Raw genomic sequence first — 25,711 nt, forward strand, 5'->3', positions numbered from 1 at the left:
CTGGGAGGACGCCAAGGAGATAAGAACGGCCAGTGGCCGTAGGCTGAAGCTATGACGACAGACGAGACTCCCATCAAGGCTCCAGAGGCACCGAGTGACGACCTAGTGACGACCCGCCACACGATCTCGACGGTCGACGGTGACCTTAGCTACACCGCCACCACCGGACGCATTGTGGTGGACAGTGAGAAGATCGCAAACAACGCATTTACTGCTCACAATCCACAGGCGCTTATGGGCATTACTGCGTACACCCTGAACGACGCCGACCCCATGACAAGACCGCTGACCTTTGTTTTTAATGGTGGCCCAGGCTCTTCCTCAGTGTGGTTGCATATGGGGCTCGTCGGGCCTCGCGTCGTCGATCCGGGCACTCCTGAAGAGCCTGCTACCCCTCCCTTCCACCTCATCGACAATGAGCACACGTTGCTGCGCGAGACAGATCTCGTTGTTATCGACGCTATGTCGACTGGCTATTCCCGCGTTGTCGACGGACACGACCCTGCTGAGTGGCACGGCTGGAGCAAGGACGTTGAGCTGGTCAGCGAGCTCATCCGGCTGTGGGTCACCCGTTATGGACGATGGGGGAGCCCTCTATATCTGCTTGGCGAGTCGTATGGAACGGTCCGAGCTGTCAGCGTTGCGCAACGGTTGCAGGACACGTTCTCGATGTACCTCAATGGCATCGTTCTGGTGTCGTCAGTTCTCGACTTTGGTACTCAGGATTTTGATGATCTGAACTGGGATAGTGCGTGCATTGGTTTTCTGCCGACCTATGCTGCAATTGCTCATTACCACGGTTATAATTCCGATCGCAGCCTGGAAGATGTCCTTGCTGAGGCTGAAGAATTTGCAGACGGTCCCTACCGTCAGGCTCTGGCGGCAGGGCGTCGCCTCGATCCGGCAGATAGAGCACAGGTTGTCGCGACTCTTTCGCAGCTCACAGGTCTGGATATAACGTATATTGAGCGCGCTGATCTTCGCATCGAGCATATGCGGTTTTGCACTGAGCTGTTGCGCAACAAAGGCAAAGTCGTCGGTCGCATTGACGGGCGCTATACCGGTGCAATCCCTAAGCGTACCGATGAGATCGCCGGTTCTGACCCTACCGGTGACGATACTGGTGCCGCCTTTGTCCATGGTTTCCAGCATTACTTGCGCAGCGAGCTTGGCGTGACAACGGAGTCGACGTACACCCTCGGTTTGCCGTTGTACAAGAATTGGAATTATCACGAGTTTCAGGGGCGTCCCGTCAACGTGACAGACAAACTAGAGCGCATTTTGCGAGCTCAGAAGGGGCTACATGTGCGTGTCGAGTATGCCCATTACGACTTGGCAACCCCGTATTTTGCAGCACGAGACACGATCAATCATCTCAAGATTGATGACCATGCATTTGATCGGATCGAAGAGGTTTTCTTCGACACCGGTCATATGCCGTATCTGGGATGCCGGGAGCAGGAAGCAGACGGTATTGCGGCGTTTATCCGTCGGACAGCACGTCACGATGCTCCACATCGTGATGGCCACGACGATTCTGGCAGCACAGACTGAACAGGTATTCCACCGTCCCATCGTCAGCGTGGGGCCGTCAGCGTGGGGCGGTGGCACCTAACAGCCGACGGAACGAGTCGACCCTCGATTGCCGCACTCGCCCGTCGCGGACGGCGCTATCGAGTGCACATTCCGGGCTATCGTCGGTGTGACGGCATCCTCGGGGACAGTCGGCACAAACAGCATCGAGTTCCCGGAATCCGCAAAGAATACCCTGGGCGTCGACGTGGGATAGCCCGAACGACCGGACGCCCGGGGTATCGATGATCCAACCCCCCTCCGGCAAGGGGATCGCTTCCGCGCTGGTGGAGGTATGACGTCCTCGGCCGGTGACGTCATTGACGTGGCCGGTGGCACGGTTGACTCCAGGGACCAGCGTATTGATGAGGGTTGATTTACCGACGCCTGAGTGGCCGACGAGGACGCTCACCTTGTTTGTCAGCATTGTGCGTAACTCGGTGAGGTCGGTTCCTGGTTGGCTAGTGATGACAGGTATTCCCAGCTTCGAATACATGTCGACGAAGTCGTCACCGGATGCGAGGTCAGCCTTGGTGAGGCACAGGATAGGGGAGACTCCAGCAGCGTAACCGGCGACGAGTATCCGATCGATCATGCCTGGTCGTGGTGGCGGGTCGGCAAGAGCAGTGACGATGACCACTTGATTCGCATTAGCGACGATCGGGCGTTCATGGGGGTCTGTGTCGTCTGCGGTGCGTCTGAGTACAGTGGCACGTTCCTCGGTGTGCACGATCCTGGCGAGGGAACCCTTAGTCCCCGATACATCGCCGTCAAGGCGTACTTTGTCGCCAACAATGACTGATTTGCGACCGAGCTGGCGGGCCTTGGCTGCGGTGACGTCGACGTCACCGTCAAGGCGACAACGGTAGCGGCCGCGATCAATAGTGATGACGGTTCCGACAGGCAACGACGAGTAGTCAGGTCGCTGCTTGGTTCGCGGCTTTGTGCGGCGTCGAGGGCGGTCATAGGACGACCACTCACGCGTATCAATCCCAGAAGAGGCTAAACGCCGAGGCGACACGTTAACGCTCCTGGATGAGGTCGGCCCACATCTGCGGGAATGTCGGCATAGTTTTCGATGTACAACCGATGTCATCGAGGTCAATTCCATCGATAACGAGTCCGAGAATGGCACCGGCGTGAGCCATTCGGTGATCGGCATAGCATCGAAATGTTCCACCGTGCAGTATGGCGGCACCCCGACCAGCGATATCGAGGCCGTCATCGGTTTGGTGAATCTCAACGCCGCGGTTAGTGAGTTCCTGTTCGAGAGCGGCAAGGCGGTCCGTTTCGTGGCCGCGAATATGCGCCACGCCGCGGATACGTGAGCGGCCGTGAGCCACAGAGGCTACTGCTGCCACAACGGGTGTGAGTTCGCTGGCCTCATGGAGGTCAACGTCAATAGGTTGCAATCCTTGCCAACCGGGGGCGGTGAGAGTCATATCGCCGTCAGTATGGGAAGCTGTCGCCCCCATTGCGGTGGCAATCTCAATGAATTGAGCGCCAGGTTGGGTGTTGTTTACCGGCCAACCCGGCACTGTGACGGTCCCGCCGACGACCAATGCGGCGGCAAGAAAGACAGCGGCATTGGTGAGGTCTGGCTCGATGACGTCGTCGAGTGCATGTATTGGCCCTGGATGCACGACCCAATGACATGGCTCATCTGACATGACGGTGACACCGCGATCGGCAAGCATGGCGCAGGTCATGGCGATGTGGGGGGCCGATGGCACTGACGTTCCGTCATGACGAAGGTCTATTCCCTGTGGAAAACGAGCTGCGACTAGTAATAAGGCCGAGATGAACTGGCTTGACGCTGCTGAATCAATTGTGACCTCAGGACCACCGAGGCAAGCGGGGGAGTTCAGCGAAAATGGCAGCTGGTCAGAGTCGACGTCGACGCCGAGCTGGCGTAACCCGTCGAGAACTGGCTTGATAGGCCGTCGAGAGGCTTGCTCATCGCCTACAAATCGGGTCGTTCCAGGCACGAGGGCAGCCACGGCTGGGAGAAACCTCATGACGGTACCGGCTAACCCGCAGTCAATCGGATCAGTCGGATGAGCGAGATGCGGCACCACCTGTACGGAAGACGGACCGATAACGCGTATGTTTACTCCGAGTCGGCGTAACCCAGCCGACATGAGATCGGAGTCTCGCGATGACAACACACCGTCGAGGACGCTGGGCCCGTCACTGAGAGCTGCAAGGACGAGGGCGCGGTTCGTTTGTGACTTGGATCCAGGGATGACGACGCGCCCCGCGAGCCGGTGGTTGGCTCGCGGGGCAGTCCACAGGTCAGTTAGCAATCTTCTTCTGAGCCTTCTTGGCCTTCTTACGGGCCTTCTTTTGAGACTTTGCTGCTTCCTTGTGGGCTTTCTTCAGCTTCTTGCGAGCTGACGTCGACACGTCATCGAACGACGCAGTGATGGCTTTGCGCTGATCACCTGCAGCCGACGACACGCGGCGCTGGGTATCGGCGGCACGCCAGGCCAGGCTAGGGCGACCTGCAGTGTCGACGGAGGCCATCATCGCTCCACCAAGTAAAGCGATATTGCGCAGCAAGACGGAGCGAGCAGCTGCACGTTCGTCCTTCGGCAACGACTTGTCAGGGATAGACGCGAGCGTATGTGGAACCATCGTTGCAGCCACGATGCCGGCACCAACGCGACGTGCAAGACCAGTTGCCATGCCGAGGCCACCCAAGACTTGGGCGGCACCGGTGGCGCGAACCAGGGTCTTGGTGTCCTCAGGGATGTAGGCACCGACAGACGCTGGCAGTGCGCGCTGCACCAGTGGGAGGAGACGGTCAGCGACCGGCTCGGCATCCTCAACGAAGGAATCGGGCTTCATCGCAGAGTTCGTCCCTTTAACGATGAAGTAACTGGCGAACATGGTTCGGCCCAAACCTCGGATGATACTCATGGGTATATGTCTACCGTGCCGACGGCTTCTGCGGTAGCGAACTGGCCGGAAATTTCGCTAGATGATGAGTCGTCGCGGGAATACAGTAGCCTGACATATGTGTTGACCCACCATGACTGCTGCCGTTATGACCCACCGTCCACTGCGGAGGCCTCGCTCCTCCCCGGGTCATCGCTGTGCATTAGGCTGGACCACGATGATCAGGCGTGATTCCAAAACCACGATGGATTGCCGCGCGGACGCGTCGTCTAGCGTGGACGTCACCCAAGAGACCGAAGCCCAGCGAGCGGAACGGTTCGAACGTGACGCTCTGGAGTACCTTGACCAGCTGTATGGTGCCGCGCTACGCATGACCCGCAACCCTGCTGACGCTGAGGATATTGTTCAAGAGGCCTATGCCAAGGCTTTTTCCTCGTTCCACCAGTTTCGGCCTGGCACGAACCTCAAGGCGTGGCTATATCGTATTTTGACCAATACCTACATCAACTCTTATCGCAAGGCTCAGCGTCGTCCCCAGACGTCAGACGACCAAGACGTCGAGGACTGGCAGATCGCTAAGGCCGCCTCCCATGACAGTAATGGGCTGCGCTCTGCAGAGCTGGAAGCCTTGGATGCGCTACCTGACCAACAGATCCTTGACGCTCTCGACGGGTTATCGGATGAGTTTCGCCGGGTCGTATTGCTTGCTGACGTCGAGGGTTTTGCGTACAAGGAAATCGCTGAAATTATGGGTACCCCGATTGGCACTGTGATGAGCCGACTAAACCGGGCTCGCAAGCAGTTGCGCAAGCAGTTGGTCGATGTCGCGGGTGCTCGCGGAATTGGTCCTCGTGCCGGACAAGTAGATGAAGAGGATCTGGGTCGTCCTGCCATGGCCCGTAGCGCAGCGAAGGTGGGATCACGATGACGCAGTCCGCTGGTGATGAGGAGTCCTGTTGCTGGGTCATTGACCACCTTCAGGAATTCCTTCATGGTGAAATGAGCCAGGACGATGCTGACGCCTTCCGTCGCCATATTGCAGCCTGCGAAAGCTGCATGGATGAGGCTGACATGGAAGCCGCCGTCTCTCGAGCGTTGAAGAGATGCAATCGAACGGTGGCTGCCCCTCTGCAGTTAAGAAGTCGTCTGATACAGATGCACGTCTCGTATCGTTCGCAGGCTTGAGATCGTCGTGAAAGTCGTTATGCAATAAGACCCCCATCCACGCGGATGGGGGTCTTAACATCCCAAAGACTCAGGCGTTGGGACGCTTGCCGTGGTTGGCGCCCTTCTTGCGACGCGCACGACGCTTACGACCAGTCTTGCCCATGGCGCTCTCCTTCCTGAGGGGTCATAAACCTCCCTACTGATGAAGGAGGGTCCGCGCGGGTGCGCGGCAACGACGATCAATTCTGCCGTATGGGGCGGCCTTGACCCAAATCGAGCCACTCACCGATCCAGGTGCGAGTTGGAGCCGGGTTGAGGTGTGTCACTAGAGTGACGACATGCCCGCGCTCAACCGCATTGCCGCCGACCGTATTCGTCTTGACGCCGCCGATATCACCTGGCTCGAAGAACTTGTTGACGATTGGCAGATGTTGGCAGATACGTCGTTTTCGGACCTCATCTTGTGGGTTCCGGACAAGGATCCAAACGTATTCTGGGCCGTCGCCCAGGTGCGGCCAGACACGGGCCCGACTGCCTTGGAGGACGACGTCGTAGGGGAGTCTGTTGCCTATGACGATGAGAGTCTCGTCACAGAAGCCTTTATGAGTGCCGAGATGTGCGAAACAAGCGATAACAAGCTGTCTGCTGGCATTCCGGTCGACGTGTGGGCGATTCCGGTTATTCGGCATGGGGACGTTATCGCTGTCGTCGAAAGGCACACGAACCAAATGGGGGTGAGAGCGCCAGGCAGCACAGAGGACAATTACCTCGAAATTGCCGACATCCTTTCGGAGATGCTTCATCACGGCAGATTTCCGCAGTTCCCGGACTCTGATCGGGCGCTCGCCCCCAAAGTGACTGACGGCGTGATCCGCGTAGCGGCCACCGGAATGATCACCTTTGCCAGCCCGAATGCGCTATCAGCATTTCGTCGTCTCGGACTCGCTGGTGATTTAGATGGGGAATACCTCATTCCGACGGTGCGAGAGCTTTGCCCGAAAGTGCGCCAAGTTGGCCAGTCGCTGACCTTGGATTTGGAAGGCCGCTGGCTGACCGAGACCGATATCGAAAATTCCGAAGCCACTTTGCGAGCCCGCGTCATCCCGTTGCAGACCTGGCTCGACGACGTGGAGGTTTCGGCTGGCACGCTGATCCTTATTCGGGATCTCACCGAGTTGCGGGACAGGGATCGTCAGCTTGTGACAAAGGACGCCACGATCCGGGAGATTCATCACCGGGTGAAAAACAACCTCCAGACAGTTGCTGCACTGTTGCGATTGCAGTCACGACGCATGAATAATTCGGACGCCAAGGACGCTCTGAAGCAGGCTATGGGAAGGGTGTCGGCAATTGCCGTTGTTCACGAGATTCTCTCGCAGAACTTTGAAGAACAAGTCGCCTTTGATGAGGTCGCCGATCGCATCCTCCACATGGTGGGCGATGTAGCGGCATCGTCTGGGTCTGTTGTGGCCCGACGAGAAGGTAGCTTTGGCGAGGTGCCCGCCGAAACTGCGACCGCGCTATCTCTGGCGACGACAGAACTGTGCCAAAACGCTATTGAGCACAGCCTAGACTCATCCTCCGGGAATGTCGTTGTACGGCCCCACCGCACCGACGACACCCTCGTGGTGGATGTTGTCAATGATGGTAAACCACTGCCAGAAGGATTTTCGCTAGATGACCATCGCAGTTCGCTGGGGCTGTCGATTGTGACGACGTTGGTACAGGACCTCGGGGGAACATTCACTCTTGAAAACAACCCTGACCACATCGGAACGTGTGCCAGGCTCGTCATCCCGCTTCAGCGGGCATAACCGGGGATCAGGAGCGACGCACGCGAGAGCGGGATTGACGACGCTTGATGGCGCGCCTTTCATCTTCGCTCATGCCGCCCCATACACCATGGTCTTGGCCGGCTTCCAGAGCCCAGGCCAAGCACTCGGCGCGAACCTCGCACCGGGCACAGACCTTCTTTGCCTCCTCTATCTGGGCGAGGGCCGGGCCGGTGTTTCCAATCGGAAAGAACAGCTCGGGATCCTCGCTCAGGCAGGCAGCCCTGTGGCGCCAGTCCATCCCTCTTCGACTCCTTCTCCCCGGCGGAACCCAGGGCACGTGTGGTGGTGCGGGCGGATGACCCGTCGTGTCGCATGGCCACAGAGTGGCTATACGGCAGGTAACCATGAAAGTCTGGCAACCAATGGATGCTTTGACAAGAACATCCGCGGCAGGAAGAACATCCGTGCATGAACCGCTCGAACGTGATGCACATTAGTCCGGGCGACCATGCTTTGAGGAGCTCCATGCCAGTTCGATTATGATACGTCGTCGGCCCACCTGTGCAGGAGCAATACCATGATTCCGTCAAGTGAACACAATGGGCGATCGCCTGCGAACCATACCGTTGCCCCCGTGGCTGTGATGGTCGCCGTTGGTGGTACGTGGATGAGTTCTGCCGCATTACTGTGCGTTGCCATAAGGGTTATCGCGTCGGGTCGGGATACCTTCAGTGCCGGGGTGGGGGCCATGCTCATCATCTACGCGGGTCTCGTCGGTCTCGTCGGATGGCTAGCCGTCAAGGGTCAATCCGTGGCTCAGGGGTTGCTTGTGGCAAGCGGCCTCTTGCATCTGGTGGTGTTGGTGTCGATGCAACGGTCTGGCGGCCCAGTCTGGTTCTGGGGTCTGGCCATTCTTCCGGCAGTAGTGACGGTTGCTTCGGTGCTGCCACAGTGTCGCGCTTGGTTCAAGGGCTGAACAGGCTCGGAAATGACGGACTCTGAGACTATTGCGATACATCGCGAGGGAAGGACCTTGCTAGGGCAGTTAAATGCTTCTCAAGTACTCAGTTTAGGCTACCGTATGGGTATGAGTAAGCGGGATGAGCTTCGAGAACAAGAAAATAAGGCGCTTACTAAGAGGCGATGAGCCAAGATAGTTGCGATAGCCACTTCCGTTGTAGCTCTCGTTGTCGTCGTTGCGGTAGTAACTGCGTCCATTGTTCATAAAACAAATGTCGTGCGTGAATCAGAGAAAGGGGTGATGTCAGCTGGCTTAGTTTCTCTAGATCCGAGTCTGTATGATAAAATTGGTAAAGGGCAAGCGCAATATGTGGCAGAAGATACAGGTAACCCGATTGGGGGTTCTGGCCAAGCATCCCTACTATATGTAGGTGCAGAGTTTTGCCCTTATTGTGCCATGGAACGATTATCGCTAACTGCAGCATTATCTCGCTTTGGGAAATTTGATGGTCTTTCAGACTCTGTTTCTAGCTCAAGAGAGAAGGATATGGCAAGTATTCCGACTGTGACATACAGAAATTCTACGTACTCGAGTAAGTATGTAAGGTTTTCTCCTGTCGAACTCCAAGACTCAGACGGAAATAAAATCTCTGACTTAACTTCGGAACAGCGTAAAGTATTTCAGAAGTATGATCCGAAAGGGTACATCCCATTTTTGTATTGGGGTGATTCCGTAACCGAAATACCTGCGCAGATTCAATCACTGTCCAACAAGACGAGTAGTGACGCAATGGGTCTGATTAAAAATCCCGATACCGATGAGTCAAAGAAGGTGATTGGTGGTGCTAATCTCATGTCGGCTGAGATCTGTAAGAGAAATGGTGGTCGTCCCGCTTCTGTGTGCACATCTAAGGGTGTAAGGGATGCCGATAGCCTTTTGAGATAGAATTCTCTACCTCTATTTTCCGGATCTTCACTTCGATGACTTGATTCGCTGCGTCACCTACGTAGTCAATCATCCTTGACGCTGCTCCGCCTGTCATCGGAGCTTTTATTCCAATGAGCTGTCACGGGAGTATGTTGCCCATGGTCGGTCATATGTGACGCTAACCCCGACAGATTTTGTGATCTTGTAAGGTTAAAGACCGTCTACTCAGTGTGTGGGATTGCTATGAAAAACCTCATGTAACCGCGTGGGATTATTCCTAAGACGCAGCAGATCTTGTCTCGAATTTTCCCTCAGTCGTCCTCGTCGTCAAGCCGGGCGAGAAAGGTAGCAAGTCGCTCAACGGGAACCTCAAACTCTGGGTTGAGATCGACGAAGTGACGCAGCTCGTCGGCGAGCCACGTGAAGGTGATTTCCTCGTCTCCGCGACGATCTTCTAGTTCCTCGATGCCCCTATCAGTGAAATACATGGCCCCATCATGCACCATGGCGTCATCTCGTGGCAGAGGTGACGCCATGGTGCAGCGTGTTACGTCGCTCAGGCGAGGGCCTTCTCGAGCAACTCCTTCTCTTCACGGACATGGACGCTGTGTTGTCCCACTGAAGGAGCCGAGGACGGCGGGCGGGTGACTGCGGTCAAGCCGTCAAGGAATCCTGGCAGCTTATCCGACATAGCCTGGGGGAGGTGGGTCAGCATGTAGTACCACGCGCCCTGGTTTTCTGGCTCTTCCTGGACCCAGCGAACGTCGGTGACGTGAGTGTAAGGTGCCAGGACCTCAGCCAGTTCGTCAACCGGTAGCGGGTAGAGACGTTCCATCGGGATGATGGCAAGCTGCCCGTCAAGACCGGCTGCCTTACGCTGCTTGACTAGCTCCCATCGCACCTTGCCGGAGCACAAGATAATTCTCGTGACGGCAGAGGGATCAGTAATGGATGGGTCAGGTAGAACCGGACGCCATTTTCCGGTAGTGAAGTCTTCGGGATTCGAGGTCGCCATCTTATTTCGCAGCATCGACTTCGGCGTTGCAATGACAACTGGACGATGCATGTTGACGTAGGCGTGCTGACGCAGCAAGTGGCTGTAGCTTGCCGGCGTCGAGGGCTGGCACACGGCGAGTGCGTCCTCGCTGCACAGATTGAGGAAACGCTCCAGACGGGCCGACGAATGGTCAGGGCCCTGACCTTCGTAGCCATGTGGCAACAGCAGTACCACTCCGGACTTCTGACCCCACTTGGACCCAGCTGAGGCAATGAACTCGTCGATAATCGTCTGGGCACCATTGGCGAAATCGCCGAACTGGGCCTCCCACAGCACCAGGGAATCTGGGCGGGCGACAGAGTAACCGTACTCAAACCCCATTGCCGCGTACTCGTTAAGCGGAGAGTCGAAGACGTCGAGGTGTGCCTGTTCGCCACCGAGGTGGTTAACGGGAACGTAGAACTCGCCAGTCTCGTGATCCACGAGTGCGGCAAAACGTTGAGAGAAGGTGCCGCGCCGGCTGTCTTGGCCAGCAAGACGTACATGCACACCATCACGTAATAGGGAGCCCAGCGCGATCATCTCGCCGGTAGCCCAGTCAATGCCGCCTTCGCGAATATGCTTAGCGCGCCGTGCCATCTGGGGGGCGACCTTGGGGTGAGCATGGAAGCTCTCGGGTAGGTTCTCATGGGCCCTGGCGACGGCTTCCATTGTGTCAGGCTCGACCTTGGTCGGGTGAAGGCCACTGTGCTTGACCGGGTAGTCCGGCACACCGCTATAGGGCTCAGGGGCTGACGTAGCCTCGCGAACCTCCTTGAACACGGTCTCTAGACGAGACCGGAACTTTGACATCACAGCCTCAGCATCTTCGGGCGTGATGTCGCCGCGACCAATCAGACTTTCGGTGTAGAGCTTGCGGGTCGAGCGCTTTTCGGCGATGAGACCGTACATATGCGGTTGGGTGAAGCTCGGGTCGTCACCCTCATTGTGGCCGCGTCGCCGATAGCACACCACGTCAACGACGACGTCTCGATGGAAAGTCTGACGGTACTCGTACGCAATACGAGCAGCGTGAACCACCGAGGCGGGATCATCCCCGTTGACATGAATGACCGGTGCGCCGACGGCCTTAGCGACGTCGGTGCAGTAGGTCGAGGAACGACCGTCACGAGGAGACGTGGTGAAGCCGACTTGGTTGTTAACGACGACGTGTATGGTGCCGCCAGTGCGGTAACCGTCAAGTTGGCTCATCTGGAGGGTTTCGTAGACGACGCCCTGACCCGCGAACGCGGCGTCACCGTGCATGAGAATGGGCAGCACCGGGAAGCCTTCCGGGTTACCAAGGGCGTCAAGCTTCGCACGGCAGATACCTTCAAGAACCGAATCGACGGCCTCGAGGTGACTGGGATTGGCCGCGACCGATGCCTTGATGGTGTTTCCTGAGGCCGCAGTGAACTGGCCCTCGTCACCGAGGTGATACTTGACGTCACCGGATCCTTGAGAATTCACTGGCTCGGTATTGCCCTCAAACTCACGGAAGATCTGCCCATAAGACTTCCCGATGATGTTGGCTAGGACGTTGAGACGGCCACGGTGTGGCATGCCAATGCAGACCTCGTCGAGGCTATCGTCAGCCGCGAGATTGCACAGAGCAGCCAGCAAGACAATGGCAGACTCCCCGCCTTCAAGACTGAAACGCTTCTGACCCACGAATTTGGTCTGGAGGAAGGTCTCAAAGATCTCAGCCTCGTTGAGTTCGTCCAGGATCTGCAAGTGCATCTCCCGAGAAAGTGGCTGATGCTCCTTCTCGAAGCGGTCCTGGAACCACTTGCGCTGTTCATGGTCAGCGATGTGCATGTACTCAATACCCATCTTCGAGGCGTATGAGTCACGCAAAATCGTGAGGATCTCGCGTAGGGACATCGTGGCGCGACGTTGACCAGCAAAGTTCGCTATCGGGAAGGTGCGATCAAAGTCCCACAGCGTCAGCCCGTGGCTGTTGAGCATAAGGTCGTGGTGGAAGCGTGGCCGGTACTCGACGGGATCTAGATCAGCTGACAGATGGCCGAAACGACGCCATGCATCGATGAGTTCGATGACGCGGGCCTGTTTTCCAACCTGGTCGGCGCGGTTAGCAAGACGGTCGCTCGCCCATTGAACTGGGGCGTAGGGGATGCGTAGCGACTCAAAGATGTCCTCATAGAAGCGGTCGGCTCCCAGGAGCAGCTGGTGCATGCGACGTAGGAATTCGCCAGACTGAGCACCCTGAATGATGCGGTGGTCATAGGTGGAAGTGAGGGTTGTTACTTTCGAAATGCCCAACTCCGCCATCCGGGTAGGGGAGTTTCCCTGATACGCAGCGGGATAGTCGATTGATCCAACGCCGAGGATCATGCCCTGTCCGGGCATAAGGCGAGCGATGGAGTGGTTGGTGCCGAAACCACCAGGATTCGTCAGGGAGGCTGTGACTCCCTTAAAGTCATCGACGGTGAGTGAATTCGTGCGACCCTTGCGAACAATGTCTTCATATGCGCGCCAAAAATCGAGGAAGTCCATCTGCTCGGCGCCCTTGATGGCAGGTACGACCAGCTTGCGAGACCCATCCGAAGAAACGACGTCAATAGCCATGCCCAGGTTGATCTGGTGGTTCTCGATGAGGTGCGGTTTGCCGTCAATCTCAGCATAGGCATTGTTCATGGCGGGCACTGTTTTAAGAGCCTGAACCATGGCATAAGCCAGGATGTGGGTGAATGAGATCTTGCCGCCCTTGGCCTTCTTAAGGAAGGAGTTAATCATGGCGCGCTGCTCGATAACCAACTGCATTGGGACGTCGCGCACTGTGGTGGCCGTCGGCATTGTTAGTGACTGATCCATGTTTTTGGCGGTGCGCATCGGCGCACCCTTCATTTTCGTCACTGTTGGCTCAATGGTTTCTGGCTTAGCGCTATGGCGCGGTGCGTCGGCCGACACAGGGGGACGAGAGGGCTTCTTGGGTGGCTTCGGGGTGGGGTCGGGTGCCATGTCTTTGGCCTTCGGAGTCGTTGTGGGTGCAGGATGTGCAGCGGGTTGCGTTGCGGGCTTCGCGTCAGCCTGTGGTTTTGCGGCGGGCTGTGGGGCTGACTGCCCGTCGACACCCTTGCTGGCAGATTGTTCGCTATCGGCAGGCGTAGTTACCGTGCCAGCGGCTGCGGTTTCCTGCTGGCGAAAAAACGTAGCCCAGGCCGGCTCAACTGAGTTCGGATCCTTCTGGTATTGGTCACGCATCTCTTCGATGAGCCAGTCGTTGGCTCCAAAATCAGGAGAATTGTTGGACTTGTCGTGTGGGGCGGGACTCACCACTGCCTTCTTCCGTCAAACCGTCGTCTCGAGCGCTCGCGGAACCTCTGGACAGGCCCTTCGAGCTGCGCTGCTCTGTCTGTGCTTCATCAACCCAGACGTGATGATGGTAGCCGGATTTGCTATGTCATCCCAATAATTCGGACACATCGGGGAACACGCATCCTCGATCGCTAAAATGTGATATAAATCACCGAGACTTACTCATGCTGTGAGGCATCGCGTTGCCGATCACTCGTATCAGTGGTCACTTATGGCGTGCCGTGGTTTCTCGAGGGTGACGGTTGGCGGCGCGGGCATGTGCATGCGAAGGCTCACTATCAAAGTTGCGATACATGCCGCAAAGGTGACGAGGACTAGAACGTTTCGACTAATGAGGAGCCAGCCGCTGCTCAATGTGCCGTGCAGGATTTTCGAGTAGTGCAGCGGGTACTCCAGCTGGGTCATGAAGCCGGTGAGGGCCATCAGCACTGCAACGATCGAGCACCACGTGCGTGCCCGCGACAGCGCGTCGGGATCAACGTGGACGTCGCCAGTCGCCTCAGCCGAGACGTAATCCACGATCATCGCGGTCGGAGCAGCCCACCAGACGAAGTACTGGGGTGACAGGGTCTTATTGGCAATGACGAGGGCACCAATGATGACGAGATCCGCGATAACTGCGGAACGGTGATCGAGCCCATTGCGGCGCCACGCTACGACGGCTAAACCGACCGCCAGAGCCACCGCAAGCACCATGAGGACGGAGGACACCGACTGCCACTCAGCTACGCGCGGTCCAAAAATCTCGTACGCGTTGTACTTCGACATCTTGACGGTGTGATCGCCGTGAGAATTTCGAAAATAGTGGAGCATCGGAACAGTGGCGGGTACCGATTCGATCTGCAATCCACGGTCGGCCTGCCACGTCAACGGCGAAATAAGACGGTTCCATCCTCCCGCAAGTAATGATGCCAGGGCGAGCCCAAAACCAGTGACCGTGAAAGCAATGAGACGTCGCATAGTGGCTCGATGCCGGGAGATCATGGGCAAGATGAGGAGGGCAGGCCATAGCTTTGTTGCAGCGCCTAGCGCAATCATGACGCCACAGGCGGCAGGATGGCGTCGGTACCACAGGGCTCCCAGTCCCATACATACCGCCGGAACCATGTCGAAGCGATTCCACATGATCGGTCCCAGGAGAGGCACCAAGACAATCCACCACAGGGCACCCGCGCGGTGCCCATCGTGCCACATGGCCACAGCGAGAATAGCGTCAAGAAGCAGCATCGTCGTCGCAAAAGCCATGGGGAAATAGGCGTCGCCTCCTGCCCAATAAAGCGTTCGCATGAACCACACAACAGGCAGCGGATATTCCGGAAGAACGGACGCATCTGGCTGCCCACTCGACATCCACCACAGGTAGTACTGCACGTCACCCGTGATGTAGTTCGATGACGGCTGGATGAAGACGTGGAGCATGATGAGTCGCCCTATCGCCCACAGCACTACAGCACCTGCTGCAGACAACAGCGCGGCTCGAGATCCCCGTCGATGAATGTCAGGTAATGGCACGGACCCATACCTTATCTGGTTGGTATGCCGTGATTGGCGCGCGTGAGCGCTCCCGGAGGGATTCGAACCCTCGCTCCCGCCTCCGGAGGGCGGTGCTCTATCCCCTGAGCTACGGGAGCCGACAGGTCCGAAGACCTCGACCGTCCATCGACTCTAGCGCACGAATGGGTTGCTTCGCTATTCACGGTCACGAGCATGGACACCCCACGATCATGTCGGCGGCCTCTGGCAAGGTTGGACTATGACGCATATGCACGTTGCCGGCTCGGTTCACGCTGACGTCGTGGCTGCCGGTCCCCAGTGGCTAACTTTGCCTGACGATGTGAATGCGTTGGATCCTGCGCTGTGGTCAGTATCGGTTGATCGTGGTGACGATGGAATCATTGAGATAGCTGGGGTATCCGTTACTGAGTTGTTGTCCCAATACGGTTCTCCTCTGTACGTTCTTGACGAGACCGACTTCCGACAGCGGGCGCGGGCCTTCCGTGACGCTTTTTCTGGCTGGGACGTCTACTACGCGGGGAAGGCGTTTTTGACCCGCACGATCGCGTCGTGGATTGACCAAGAGGGGTTGTGTCTGGATACCTGTACCGGTGGCGAGCTCCTGACGGCACTACAAGGTGGAATGGATCCCGCCCGCATCGGCTTGCACGGAAACAATAAGTCACTTGACGAACTCAAACTGGCTCTCAGTGTCGGTGTTGGGCGAATCATCGTCGACTCCCTCGATGAAATCACGCGCATTGAGGATTTGTGCCGAGAAAACGGCTGGCACGCCCGTGTCATGGTTCGAGTGACGGCAGGGGTCGAGGCCCATACTCATGAATACATCGCTACCGCTCACGAAGATCAAAAATTTGGTTTTTCGATTACCAATGGTGCCGCAATGGTCGCCATGGTGAGGTGCCACACCAGCGACGTCATCGACCTGTTGGGCGTTCACTCCCATATCGGTTCTCAGATTTTCGACACTGCTGGATTTGAGGTGGCAGCTCGTCGCACTATGAAGCTTCTTCAACAGTTCCGTCAGGCGACAGGACGCTCCCTACCGGAACTTGACCTTGGTGGCGGGTTCGGTATTGCGTACACCAGCCAAGATTCTCCGGCTACCGCCGAAAGCCTTGCTGAGGCACTTCGTGAAATCGTCGCTGTTGAGGCCCGGGGGAGAGGCATGGCAGTTCCCCATATTTCTTTAGAGCCTGGTCGCGCGATTGTTGGGCCGACGACCATGGCCCTGTATACCGTTGGAACAGTCAAGCCAGTCGACCTGGATACTGGCGCGCAACGGATTTATGTGGCCGTCGATGGCGGAATGAGCGACAATATTCGCCCTGCCCTTTATGCCGCCGAATACTCTGCCGTCATTGCGAATCGCGTATCTGACGTCGCTGCTGTACTGTGCCGCGTCGTCGGAAAACATTGTGAGGCTGGCGACATTCTGGTGCGCGATGTATACCTTCCCGGCGATATATCGCCCGGCGACGTTATTGCTGTTCCTGGGGCCGGCGCGTATTCCAGATCTATGGCCTCGAACTACAACCATGTGCCGCGCTCGGCTGTCGTTCGAGTTGGGACAGGCAATCGTCCCGACGTCTCGGTTCTACTCCGCCGCGAGACTATCGACGATCTTCTTGCTCTCGATGAGGGGCCGGTACGTGCGAGGGTGGAATATCCGTGACACACCGGCCAGCCGCTATGGGCATCACCTGTGAACTTTCATCGCCTGACAACAACGAGATGAGGACGAGATGACGAATACCACCGATTCCGCGTCAGCCCAGCCAATACGTGTGGCCCTGCTGGGGTGTGGGGTCGTGGGATCCCAGGTGGCTCGGATGATTGAGTCAAGAAAGGAGGATATTGCTGCTCGAGTGGGGCGCCGGGTTGAGCTCGTTGGCATTGCCGTCGCTCATCCTGACCGCCCGCGTCAAGGTCTAGATTCGCGGCTATTTACCGATGACCCCGCAGCGCTAGTCAGTCGCGACGACGTGGACATCGTCATCGAGCTCATTGGCGGTATTGATCCCGCCCGACAGCTTTTGACGATGGCCCTCAATAAGGGGCACTCCGTTGTCACGGCGAATAAGGCCCTGCTGGCCGCTCATGGCACTGAGTTACATGCAGTGGCCGAGGACAACGGCGTCGACTTGTACTATGAAGCTGCGGTAGCTGGAGCGATCCCGATCGTTCGTCCACTGCGCGAATCCCTTGTCGGAGACCAGATCACTCGTGTCATGGGGATCGTCAATGGTACGACGAACTACATCCTTGACCAGATGACGACGACCGGCGCTGGGTTCGATGAAGCTCTTGCTCAAGCGAAGACTAAGGGATATGCCGAGGCTGATCCGACGGCAGACGTCGAGGGTTATGACGCTGCAGCCAAGGCTGCGCTGTTGTCGTCGCTAGCGTTCCATACTCGGTTGCGCGGCGACCAGGTATATCGAGAAGGCATCACGGCGATTACCCCCGACGACATCGATGCTGCGCGCGACATGGATTGTGTCGTCAAGCTGCTGGCCGTGTGTCAGGCCGGTCCTGACGGTATTTCGGCCCGTGTGCACCCTGCTCTCGTACCTGCAACTCACCCGCTGGGAGGTGTTTCGGGGGCGTTCAATGCGATATTCGTCGAGGCACGTGAGGCTGGACATCTCATGTTCCTCGGGCCCGGAGCCGGAGGCTCTCCTACGGCATCAGCCGTTATGGGGGACCTTGTTACTGTGGCGCGTAACCTCGTGCGCGGGGTCGCTGGTCCGCCTCAGGACGTCTATGGCGAATTCCCGATACTGCCCATTGCTGAGGTTCGCACCAGGTTCCATTTACGCCTGCAAGTTCGTGACCAGTCAGGTGTCCTTGCCGAAGTGGCAAAGATCTTCGCCAGCCACAGCGTGTCCTTGCAAACAGTGCAGCAGTCCGCAGTTGAAGGTACCGACCGCGCTGATGGATGGTCAGCTACTCTCAAGATCCTCACCCACGAGGCCAGAGAATGTGACGTCCAAGAGTGTGTCAATGAGCTCACCGGCCATCACTACGTTAATTCCGATCCCCGCGTTATCCGAGTAGAGGGAATGTGATCATGAGCAAGCAGAAGCGTCCTTTCGGTGTCATCGAGACCTACCGTGACCGTCTCCCCATGGACGGCATTGACCAGATTGTGACGCTTGGGGAGGGATCGACGCCGTTAGTGCCTGCCCCACGACTGGGTGCTGAGCTGGATGCGACGGTGTGGATCAAGGTCGAAGGAGCCAACCCGACTGGCTCATTTAAAGATCGTGGCATGACGATGGCTATGACGAAGGCACTCGCTGACGGTTCGAAGGCCGTAGTGTGTGCCTCTACTGGAAATACCTCTGCCTCGGCGGCGGCGTACGCATCCCGGGCTGGTATGACTCCAGTGGTGCTCCTTCCTCAAGGTAAAATCGCAGCTGGGAAACTTGCCCAGGCCGTGGTCCATGGTGGCAGGATTATTCAGGTTCTTGGCAACTTTGACGATTGCTTGCGTATTGCCCGCGAGCTGGCTGATGCACTCCCGGTATCCCTGGTGAATTCCGTCAATCCGTACCGTATCGAGGGACAGAAAACAGCCGCTTTCGAGATTATTGATGTTCTCGGTGATGCCCCCGATATTCATGCTCTTCCAGTGGGCAACGCAGGTAATATCACTGCTTACTGGAAAGGTTACCGCGAGTATGCTGCTGATGGTCCAGCTAGCCATACTCCGCGGATGTTCGGGTTCCAGGCCGCTGGCGCTGCGCCCTTGGTATTGGGTCACGATGTTGATGCCCCGGAAACCGTCGCTACCGCTATTCGGATTGGCCGGCCTGCTTCTGGGGAAAAGGCTCTGGCTGCTCGAGATGAGTCAGAAGGACTTATTGACGCCGTCACAGATGAGCAAATCCTTAATGCTCAGGCTTTCTTAGCTGCTCGCGAGGGCATCTTCGTCGAGCCGGCATCGGCAGCCGGAGTGGCAGGTTTACTGAAGTTGAAGGCGCAAGGACGTCTGGACCCTGGACAGCGCATCGTTATTACGGTCACTGGAAACGGTCTGAAGGACATTGACACTGCGCTGAGTCGAACCACCCTGTCGACTGAGGCCGTGGAGGCGTCGACTGATCGGGTGGCAGCCCTGTTAGATTTCGATTCCTGAGGAATTGACGATGGCTAACGGTGTGCGGGTGCGTGTTCCCGCTACGTCTGCGAATCTTGGTCCTGGGTACGACTGTATGGGTCTAGCTCTGGACCTGTGGGACGAAGTAGGCGTCGAGGTACTCGATCGCCCCGGCGTGGTGATCGACGTGACGGGGGAAGGGGCTGACACGGTTCCCCATGATGAGTCTCACCTTGTGGTGGCGACATTGCGCCAAGGCTTGGTGGAGCTCGGATACTCCCGCCCTGACGCTGGCTTGCACTTAACTGCCGTTAACTCTATTCCGCAAAGCCGCGGTCTGGGATCTTCAGCTGCAGCTATTGTTTCTGGGCTGGCATTGGCCTGGGGGCTGGCTCGCCCCGCAGTCCCGCTGGATCGCACGGTGCTTCTGACAATGGCTGCTGCCATCGAGGGACACCCAGATAACGCGGCTCCTGCTATTCTTGGCGGTGCCCAGCTGGCGTGGCGCGACAGCGACGTCGTCAATCACATTAGTTTGGCAGTTAACCCATCCATCATATTCCGGGTATATGTTCCCGATCGCCATGTACCGACAGCCTTGGCTCGGCAGGTGCTTCCTCGCCAGGTTGATCGCGATGATGCGGTCCATCAAGTCCTAGCCGCGTCACTGCTCGTCACTGCGTTGACGACCTCACCTGAGCACCTGCTCGCGGCAACTGAGGACTGGCTCCACCAGCCATATCGGCGTTCCCTTATGCCGGAATCTGTGGCCCTTATGGATAGCTTACGCAACCATGGTGTTGCCGCTGTTATCTCCGGAGCTGGGCCCACCGTCTTGGCTCTGGGAAGTCGAGACCAGCTTGACAGAGTGTCCGACATCGACACGACTGGATTTGTGGTGCATGACCTGGTTCTCGGTGAAGGGGTTCACTTCCTTTGACCCGATGAATGACCACGATCCGGTATGTGCGTTATAGTGGTGCTGCAGCGCGCCGGATGCGCGCAACTCCCCACTGGCGATCGTGATCCCTGTGTCACAGTCTTGTCGTTGGGGTCATGTCTTCGGCGTTCGAGGGCCTCGAACGTCACACCACGGTTGGGGTCTGTGCCCCGCGAACCATTCTGGTTTCCGTGGTGTCAGCCGCCCGACCCATTGTCGATTCCGACGGCAGGCCCGATGAAACCGCGCCCACCGGATACCGGCCGGGGCAGTTCGAAGGGACTTACGTGACTCAGACCTCACAGCCGGATGGATCTTTGGATCTGTCCACCAAGTTGCTCCCCGAGCTTCGTTCCATCGCTACTCAGATGGGGATTAAGGGAGCCCGCAGCATGCGGAAGGCTGACCTCGTCGCGGCTATTTCCGAGGGGGGATACCCAGGAGCCGGGGGGACAGCTGCCCATCTGAATCGTGGTCAGGAATCCCGAACCAGGAGTGGCGAGGACCGTCCGCATCGTGCGTCACGACGCCGTTCTGTAGAGTCTGAGAACTCTGAATCTCAACCTGCAGCAGGGGAGAAGGTTCCATCTGTAGGCGACTTGCTCGATGCTGCGGAAGCCGAGAGGGCCCAAGCTCGCAAGCACACAGACGTGAATGGGAAGACTGACGACGATAATCAGAGCGGCGACGATAGCTCAACTGATCGTTCTGTTCGCAATGACCGTGGGCGTCGAGGAGATTCCCCTCGGCGCCGGGCTCGTAACACCTCACGAGGAAACTCCAACGGTAATTCCGGCGACAGTAGCATTAACGATGAGGTCGGAGCGCGTCTCGAAGCATTGTCACGGGAGCAGCGTCATGAGCGCAACGAGTCGTCAGATCGTGGCGCTCAGGATGATCACAGTAACGACTCTTCTTCTGATTCTGACGATGAGTACGGTCGTTACTCGGAGTATGGCAATGCGGGGCGACGTTCTCGCCGTCGTCGTCAGCGTGATCGTCAGAACCGTCGCAAGCGTTCTAACGACCGCTACTCTGATTCCGAGCCGAATGTGCGCGAAGATGACGTCCTTGTGCCGTGCTCAGGCATCCTCGACATTCGCGATCAGTACGCGTTTGTGCGCACCTCGGGGTATCTACCGGGTGCCAATGATGCCTACGTCTCGATGGCTATGGTGCGTCGTAACCGGTTGCGTAAGGGCGATGTCGTCGTCGGACAGATGCGTGCCCATCGCGAAGGGGAGAGACGTGAAAAGTTCGCACCACTGGTCAAAATTGAGCAGGTCAATGGTGCTGATCCTGAGCAGATGAAGCAGCGTCCTGAGTTTTCTAAACTGACCCCGCTGTATCCGCAAGAACGGCTGCGCCTCGAGGACGACCCCAAGAACATGACGGGTCGGATTATCGATCTCGTGAGTCCCATTGGTAAGGGCCAGCGTGGCCTCATTGTGTCGCCTCCAAAAGCTGGCAAGACGATGATCATGCAGTCGATTGCAAACTCGATCACGCGCAATAACCCTGAGGTACACCTGATGGTTGTGCTGGTTGATGAACGCCCCGAGGAGGTGACCGACTTCCAGCGTACGGTGAGCGGTGAGGTCGTCGCGTCGACCTTCGACCGTCCCGCTGACGATCACACCCAGCTGTCTGAACTGGCCATTGAGCGTGCTAAGCGCCTCGTTGAGCTGGGCCATGACGTCGTCATCTTGCTGGACGGCATCACCCGTTTGGGACGCGCCTACAACCTTGCTGCCCCTGCGTCCGGTCGGATTCTGTCTGGTGGCGTCGACTCAGCCGCCCTCTACCCGCCGAAGAAGTTTTTTGGCGCTGCCCGCAATATTGAGCACGGTGGTTCCCTGACAATCCTTGCCACCGCTCTTGTCGAGACCGGCTCGAAGATGGACGAGGTTATCTTCGAGGAATTCAAGGGCACCGGCAACATGGAGTTGCGGCTTCGTCGTGAGTTTGCCAATAAGAGGCTGTTCCCGGCTATCGACGTCGACGCGTCGGGTACCCGTCGCGAAGAACTGTTGCTGTCGCGCGAAGAGACGGCAATTATGTGGAAGCTTCGTAGAGTGCTGTCTGGCCTGGAAGGCTCTCAGGCCCTAGAAATGATGCTTTCGCGGCTGCGCAAGACGCAGACGAATGTGGAGTTCTTATACACCATTTCCAAGACGACCCCGAACCAGGATTGAGATCGTTAAGTGGACTGGAGCTGGGCGCCCGGTGTAAAGTGACGCCCCGGTTCCGGTTCACGTCTGTTGGCATCAATCGGGCGACCCGGAGCGCGTTTGATAAGGAGATCACATCATGAAGCAGGGAATTCATCCCGATTACCACGAGACGACCGTGGTGTGCACCTGCGGGAACACCTTCACGACCCGCAGCACCGCGAAGTCTGGCACCCTTAATGCTGATGTTTGCTCGAAGTGCCACCCGTTCTACACCGGCAAGCAAAAGATTCTTGATGCTGGTGGCCGTGTCGCGCGATTCGAGCGCCGCTACGGCAAGAAGAACTGACGTCGTCTATCAATGACGTATTGCCATGACGCTGGGCTGCTGCTCGGCGTCATGGTTTGTTTCTGGGGCTACAACGCCAGACTCCGTCGAGGCTGGCCAGGAGGGGCATGAGCGAGTCTGCGCAACAGGCGATTGACGAGGTACGCCGTCATTTGCGGGAGATTGAGACCCAATTGGCCGATCCGACAGTGCTATCAGATCCGTCCGCCATGGGGAAGCTGGGCAAGCGTCACGCACGTCTCCGTCATGTGGTGTCAGTAGCCGATCATGTTGACCAGCTGAGCGCTGACCTAGAAGCAGCCAACGATCTCGCTGACGAAGACCCCACTTTCGAGCATGAAGCTGAGATGCTGCGCGGCCAATTGGACCGCGCCAGTACAGAGCTTACCGAGTTGCTTGCCCCGTCAGATCCGCTCGATCAGGAAGATGCCTTGGTCGAAATTCACTCGGGGGAGGGCGGTGAAGAATCTGCTCTGTTCGCTGCTGATTTATTGCGAATGTATATTAGATATGCTGAGCGGGTGGGATGGAGCGTACATGAGCTCACCAGTGAGCCGACAGATCTAGGTGGTTACCGTACGGTGGTGGTTGCCGTCGAAGGGGTCCCGTCGCGTCCGGCCTATGGTTACCTCAAGCATGAAGGTGGTGTACATCGGGTGCAACGGGTTCCGGTAACGGAGTCGGCGGGGCGCATTCATACCTCAGCGGTGGGTGTCCTTGTGATGCCGGATGTCGACGAGACTGAAGTTGATATAGATCCGGCGGATATTCGTGTTGACGTTTATCGGTCTTCAGGGCCGGGCGGACAAGGCGTCAACACTACAGATTCGGCCGTACGTCTCACCCACTTGCCTACTGGCGTCGTCGCTAGTTGCCAAAATGAGCGAAGCCAGTTGCAAAATAAGGTAGAGGCGATGCGTATGCTGCGAGCAAAAGTCGCCGCACTGGCAGCCCAGCAAGCCGCTGATGAGAATGATCGAATGAGACGCGACCAAGTGCGTACTGTCGATAGATCGGCTCGGGTACGTACGTATAATTTCCCTGAAAATCGCCTGACTGATCACCGTATCGGGTATAAGTCCAGGAAGCTCGATCAAATCTTGGCTGGTGATCTTGGTGAGGTTCTTGACGCCCTTCATGCCGATGAGGTGCGGCGTCGTATGGCGCAGCGCTCAGAGAGCCAAGAAACCTGATGGCAGATCATAGTCCCTCACTGTTACTGGCAAAAGCTACCCGTCGACTAGCCACTGGGGGAATTGATACTCCGGCAGCAGATGCACGTATGTTGTTATGCGAGGCACTCGGTATTCATCCGTCACAACTTATTGGTGTAGCGAAGGTTGATGCTGACGATGAAGATCGGTTTAACCAGATGGTGGATCGACGACGAGCTGGGGAGCCAACACAGTACATCGTCGGTCATGCCTGGTTTCGTGGCCTTCGCCTAGCGGTAGGCCCCGGGGTGTTTATACCGCGCTTGGAGACGGAGTTGGTGGCCGAGCGGGCTATTCATGAAAGTCGACGATTGGTGATGTCGGGGGCGTGTCCCAGCGTGATCGATCTGTGTACCGGTACCGGCGCTATTGCCCTTGCGGTGGCTAATGAAGTCCCAGGTTGTCGGGTAAGCGCCGTCGAAATAGATGACGATGCGTTGGTATGGGCCCGGCTCAATCTGCGCGACACCGGAGTCGAGGTCCTTTCCGGCGATGCTTTGCGGGTTCCTGACGATGGCCGTCGGTTCGATGTCGTCGTAACGAACCCGCCGTATTTGCGCCGCCGTGATGCCCCGGCAATTCCTCACGACGTCACCGATCACGAACCTGACTTCGCGTTATTTTCAGGTGACGACGGGTTAGATTTACCGTTACGGCTCGTCGAGCGGGCTGCAGAATTGCTCATGGTTGGTGGCCTGTTCATCATGGAGCATGACGAAACTCAGCGCGACCAACTGACGACGGCCATGGCGGCGTCTCACATGTGGGAGCAGATCGATGATCACGACGACCTGGCAGGCAGACCGAGGTTCGTCACCGCTCGACGACGGTGCAAGGATGGACACCATGGATGAGATTGACCAGCCAATGGTCGAGGGTAATGAGCCAGCCGGGACTGTCGCAGGTACGACCACTGCAGAAGAAGAGTTGCCCGGTGCCGGAGATACATCGGCAATCAGTGATATTGACTCAGCAGGAGACGCCACAGGCGACGATGTCGGGGTTCACCCTTTCATCCTCGACGTCACTCATGCTGATACGTGTGAGGACGCCTTAGAGCAGGCCGCAGACGCCATTGCTGATGGCGAGTGCATCGTGCTGCCTACTGACACCGTCTACGGTATTGGTGCCGACGCTCTCAATTCTTTAGCGGTGCAGCGCTTGCTGAATACCAAAGAGCGCGGCCGCGATATGCCGCCGCCAGTTCTCATCAGCGACTCAGTCGCTTTGCCGGCCCTGTGCCAGCACATACCGTCGGCGGCTCAAGACCTTGCTGAAAAGTATTGGCCGGGGGGGCTCACTCTTATCCTGCGTGCTCAGGATTCGTTGGGAATGGATTTAGGAGAAACGAACGGCACTCTTGCGGTCCGTGTCCCTAACCAGGACCAAACTCGTGAATTATTGCGTATGACCGGACCGATGGCTGTCTCCAGCGCGAATAAGTCTGGCTATCCTGCGGCTCTGACTGCTCAGGAAGCAGCAGATCAACTAGGCGTCGAGGTAGCCGTCTATTTGGATGCCGGTCCGAGTCCGGTCGGGGAGTCGTCCACGATTATTGACTTCGTCTCGACGGCAGACGGAAAAGTCGTGCGTCAAGGCGCCCTGTCACTGGACGATATCCACGAGGTTGCTCCTGACGTCCTCGGGATGGAATCGCCAGACGCGGCCACGGATTCATCTGACGATCATGACGTTGACGCCGCCGGAGACCGAGCTGACACACTGACCGAGGGCTGATT

23 protein-coding genes and 1 tRNA gene are annotated in these 25,711 nt (G+C 57.5%); 15 read left to right on the forward strand and 9 right to left on the reverse strand.

The features are described from left to right. The first annotated feature begins 273 nt into the window (after nucleotides 1–273). A complete protein-coding gene (locus FYJ43_RS04820) occupies nucleotides 274–1,554 on the forward strand; it encodes a S10 family peptidase (RefSeq protein ID WP_195839925.1) in 1,281 nt (426 codons plus the stop codon). Between the two features lie 37 nt (nucleotides 1,555–1,591). Here FYJ43_RS04820 and rsgA read toward each other — a convergent pair whose 3' ends face one another. Genes rsgA through FYJ43_RS04835 form a run of 3 tightly spaced genes read right to left on the reverse strand, consistent with a single transcriptional unit; the run spans nucleotide 1,592 to nucleotide 4,500 of the window. Then, on the reverse strand, nucleotides 1,592–2,593 hold the full coding sequence (rsgA, locus tag FYJ43_RS04825; RefSeq protein WP_326833340.1) for a ribosome small subunit-dependent GTPase A: 1,002 nt from the start codon (nucleotides 2,591–2,593) through the stop codon (nucleotides 1,592–1,594). Between the two features lies 1 nt (nucleotide 2,594). Beyond that, nucleotides 2,595–3,878 (reverse strand): 3-phosphoshikimate 1-carboxyvinyltransferase, encoded by a 1,284-nt coding sequence (gene aroA, locus FYJ43_RS04830; protein ID WP_154562570.1) that lies wholly within the window; start codon nucleotides 3,876–3,878, stop codon nucleotides 2,595–2,597. After that, on the reverse strand, nucleotides 3,868–4,500 hold the full coding sequence (locus FYJ43_RS04835) for a DoxX family protein (protein ID WP_326833436.1): 633 nt from the start codon (nucleotides 4,498–4,500) through the stop codon (nucleotides 3,868–3,870). The genes aroA and FYJ43_RS04835 overlap by 11 nt, the downstream gene beginning before the upstream one ends. Nucleotides 4,501–4,690: 190 nt before the next feature. Here FYJ43_RS04835 and FYJ43_RS04840 point away from each other — a divergent pair, with 190 nt between their 5' ends. Further along, the gene (locus tag FYJ43_RS04840; RefSeq protein ID WP_154562574.1) at nucleotides 4,691–5,401 is read left to right on the forward strand and encodes a sigma-70 family RNA polymerase sigma factor; all 711 of its coding nucleotides are present in this window, start codon (nucleotides 4,691–4,693) and stop codon (nucleotides 5,399–5,401) included. Next, a complete protein-coding gene (locus FYJ43_RS04845) occupies nucleotides 5,392–5,658 on the forward strand; it encodes an anti-sigma factor RsrA (protein WP_326833437.1) in 267 nt (88 codons plus the stop codon). The genes FYJ43_RS04840 and FYJ43_RS04845 overlap by 10 nt, the downstream gene beginning before the upstream one ends. 70 nt (nucleotides 5,659–5,728) lie before the next feature. On the opposite strand, the gene FYJ43_RS12570 is transcribed toward FYJ43_RS04845, so the two are convergent. After that, nucleotides 5,729–5,803 (reverse strand): 50S ribosomal protein bL37, encoded by a 75-nt coding sequence (locus FYJ43_RS12570; RefSeq protein WP_369797015.1) that lies wholly within the window; start codon nucleotides 5,801–5,803, stop codon nucleotides 5,729–5,731. A 175-nt stretch (nucleotides 5,804–5,978) separates the two neighbouring features. Between FYJ43_RS12570 and FYJ43_RS04850 the strand changes: the two genes are divergently transcribed. Then, the gene (locus FYJ43_RS04850; RefSeq protein WP_154562578.1) at nucleotides 5,979–7,454 is read left to right on the forward strand and encodes a sensor histidine kinase; all 1,476 of its coding nucleotides are present in this window, start codon (nucleotides 5,979–5,981) and stop codon (nucleotides 7,452–7,454) included. A gap of 7 nt (nucleotides 7,455–7,461) precedes the next feature. Here FYJ43_RS04850 and FYJ43_RS04855 read toward each other — a convergent pair whose 3' ends face one another. Next, nucleotides 7,462–7,713, reverse strand: a complete 252-nt coding sequence (locus tag FYJ43_RS04855; protein ID WP_002513444.1) for a WhiB family transcriptional regulator — start codon at nucleotides 7,711–7,713, stop codon at nucleotides 7,462–7,464. A 279-nt stretch (nucleotides 7,714–7,992) separates the two neighbouring features. Between FYJ43_RS04855 and FYJ43_RS04865 the strand changes: the two genes are divergently transcribed. Together FYJ43_RS04865 and FYJ43_RS04870 are read left to right on the forward strand one after the other, a co-directional pair. Further along, nucleotides 7,993–8,391 (forward strand): hypothetical protein, encoded by a 399-nt coding sequence (locus FYJ43_RS04865; protein ID WP_154562580.1) that lies wholly within the window; start codon nucleotides 7,993–7,995, stop codon nucleotides 8,389–8,391. 261 nt (nucleotides 8,392–8,652) lie between these two features. Continuing rightward, nucleotides 8,653–9,321: a DUF929 family protein gene (locus FYJ43_RS04870; protein ID WP_154562582.1), complete on the forward strand. Its 669-nt coding sequence runs from the start codon at nucleotides 8,653–8,655 to the stop codon at nucleotides 9,319–9,321. Between the two features lie 293 nt (nucleotides 9,322–9,614). Here the strand turns inward: FYJ43_RS04870 and FYJ43_RS04875 are convergent, their stop codons facing one another. The 4 genes from FYJ43_RS04875 to FYJ43_RS04890 form a co-directional block, all read right to left on the reverse strand. After that, a complete protein-coding gene (locus tag FYJ43_RS04875) occupies nucleotides 9,615–9,791 on the reverse strand; it encodes a DUF6104 family protein (RefSeq protein WP_229771647.1) in 177 nt (58 codons plus the stop codon). A 68-nt stretch (nucleotides 9,792–9,859) separates the two neighbouring features. Then, nucleotides 9,860–13,639 carry a multifunctional oxoglutarate decarboxylase/oxoglutarate dehydrogenase thiamine pyrophosphate-binding subunit/dihydrolipoyllysine-residue succinyltransferase subunit gene (locus FYJ43_RS04880; protein WP_326833341.1) on the reverse strand — a complete coding sequence of 1,260 codons (3,780 nt, stop codon included), beginning with the start codon at nucleotides 13,637–13,639 and terminating at the stop codon, nucleotides 9,860–9,862. Between the two features lie 237 nt (nucleotides 13,640–13,876). After that, entirely contained in the window at nucleotides 13,877–15,097 is a 1,221-nt protein-coding gene (locus FYJ43_RS04885; RefSeq protein WP_154563338.1) for a glycosyltransferase family 87 protein, read from the reverse strand. A 140-nt stretch (nucleotides 15,098–15,237) separates the two neighbouring features. Continuing rightward, nucleotides 15,238–15,309 (reverse strand) — tRNA-Arg (locus tag FYJ43_RS04890). Nucleotides 15,310–15,431: 122 nt separating this feature from the next. Between FYJ43_RS04890 and lysA the strand changes: the two genes are divergently transcribed. The 9 genes from lysA to FYJ43_RS04935 all read left to right on the forward strand — a co-directional run bounded on the left by lysA (nucleotide 15,432) and on the right by FYJ43_RS04935 (nucleotide 25,709). Further along, complete coding sequence (gene lysA, locus FYJ43_RS04895; protein ID WP_154562585.1) at nucleotides 15,432–16,868, forward strand: diaminopimelate decarboxylase; 1,437 nt, start codon at nucleotides 15,432–15,434, stop codon at nucleotides 16,866–16,868. 70 nt (nucleotides 16,869–16,938) lie between these two features. After that, nucleotides 16,939–18,264, forward strand: a complete 1,326-nt coding sequence (locus FYJ43_RS04900) for a homoserine dehydrogenase (RefSeq protein ID WP_154562587.1) — start codon at nucleotides 16,939–16,941, stop codon at nucleotides 18,262–18,264. Then, nucleotides 18,261–19,337, forward strand: coding sequence for a threonine synthase (gene thrC, locus FYJ43_RS04905; RefSeq protein WP_326833342.1), 1,077 nt, complete (start codon nucleotides 18,261–18,263; stop codon nucleotides 19,335–19,337). The genes FYJ43_RS04900 and thrC overlap by 4 nt, the downstream gene beginning before the upstream one ends. 10 nt (nucleotides 19,338–19,347) lie before the next feature. Next, nucleotides 19,348–20,238, forward strand: a complete 891-nt coding sequence (gene thrB, locus FYJ43_RS04910) for a homoserine kinase (protein WP_154562591.1) — start codon at nucleotides 19,348–19,350, stop codon at nucleotides 20,236–20,238. 287 nt (nucleotides 20,239–20,525) lie between these two features. After that, complete coding sequence (rho, locus tag FYJ43_RS04915) at nucleotides 20,526–22,433, forward strand: transcription termination factor Rho (RefSeq protein ID WP_326833438.1); 1,908 nt, start codon at nucleotides 20,526–20,528, stop codon at nucleotides 22,431–22,433. 115 nt (nucleotides 22,434–22,548) lie between these two features. Continuing rightward, nucleotides 22,549–22,758, forward strand: a complete 210-nt coding sequence (gene rpmE / locus FYJ43_RS04920) for a 50S ribosomal protein L31 (protein WP_154562595.1) — start codon at nucleotides 22,549–22,551, stop codon at nucleotides 22,756–22,758. Nucleotides 22,759–22,865: 107 nt separating this feature from the next. Continuing rightward, nucleotides 22,866–23,951 (forward strand): peptide chain release factor 1, encoded by a 1,086-nt coding sequence (prfA, locus tag FYJ43_RS04925; RefSeq protein ID WP_154562597.1) that lies wholly within the window; start codon nucleotides 22,866–22,868, stop codon nucleotides 23,949–23,951. After that, nucleotides 23,951–24,826: a peptide chain release factor N(5)-glutamine methyltransferase gene (gene prmC, locus FYJ43_RS04930; RefSeq protein WP_154562599.1), complete on the forward strand. Its 876-nt coding sequence runs from the start codon at nucleotides 23,951–23,953 to the stop codon at nucleotides 24,824–24,826. The genes prfA and prmC overlap by 1 nt, the downstream gene beginning before the upstream one ends. Beyond that, entirely contained in the window at nucleotides 24,810–25,709 is a 900-nt protein-coding gene (locus FYJ43_RS04935) for an L-threonylcarbamoyladenylate synthase (RefSeq protein ID WP_154563340.1), read from the forward strand. The genes prmC and FYJ43_RS04935 overlap by 17 nt, the downstream gene beginning before the upstream one ends. The last annotated feature ends 2 nt before the right edge of the window (nucleotides 25,710–25,711 follow it).

The organism is Cutibacterium porci (assembly GCF_009696315.1).
In the GTDB taxonomy this organism is placed as follows: domain Bacteria; phylum Actinomycetota; class Actinomycetes; order Propionibacteriales; family Propionibacteriaceae; genus Cutibacterium; species Cutibacterium porci.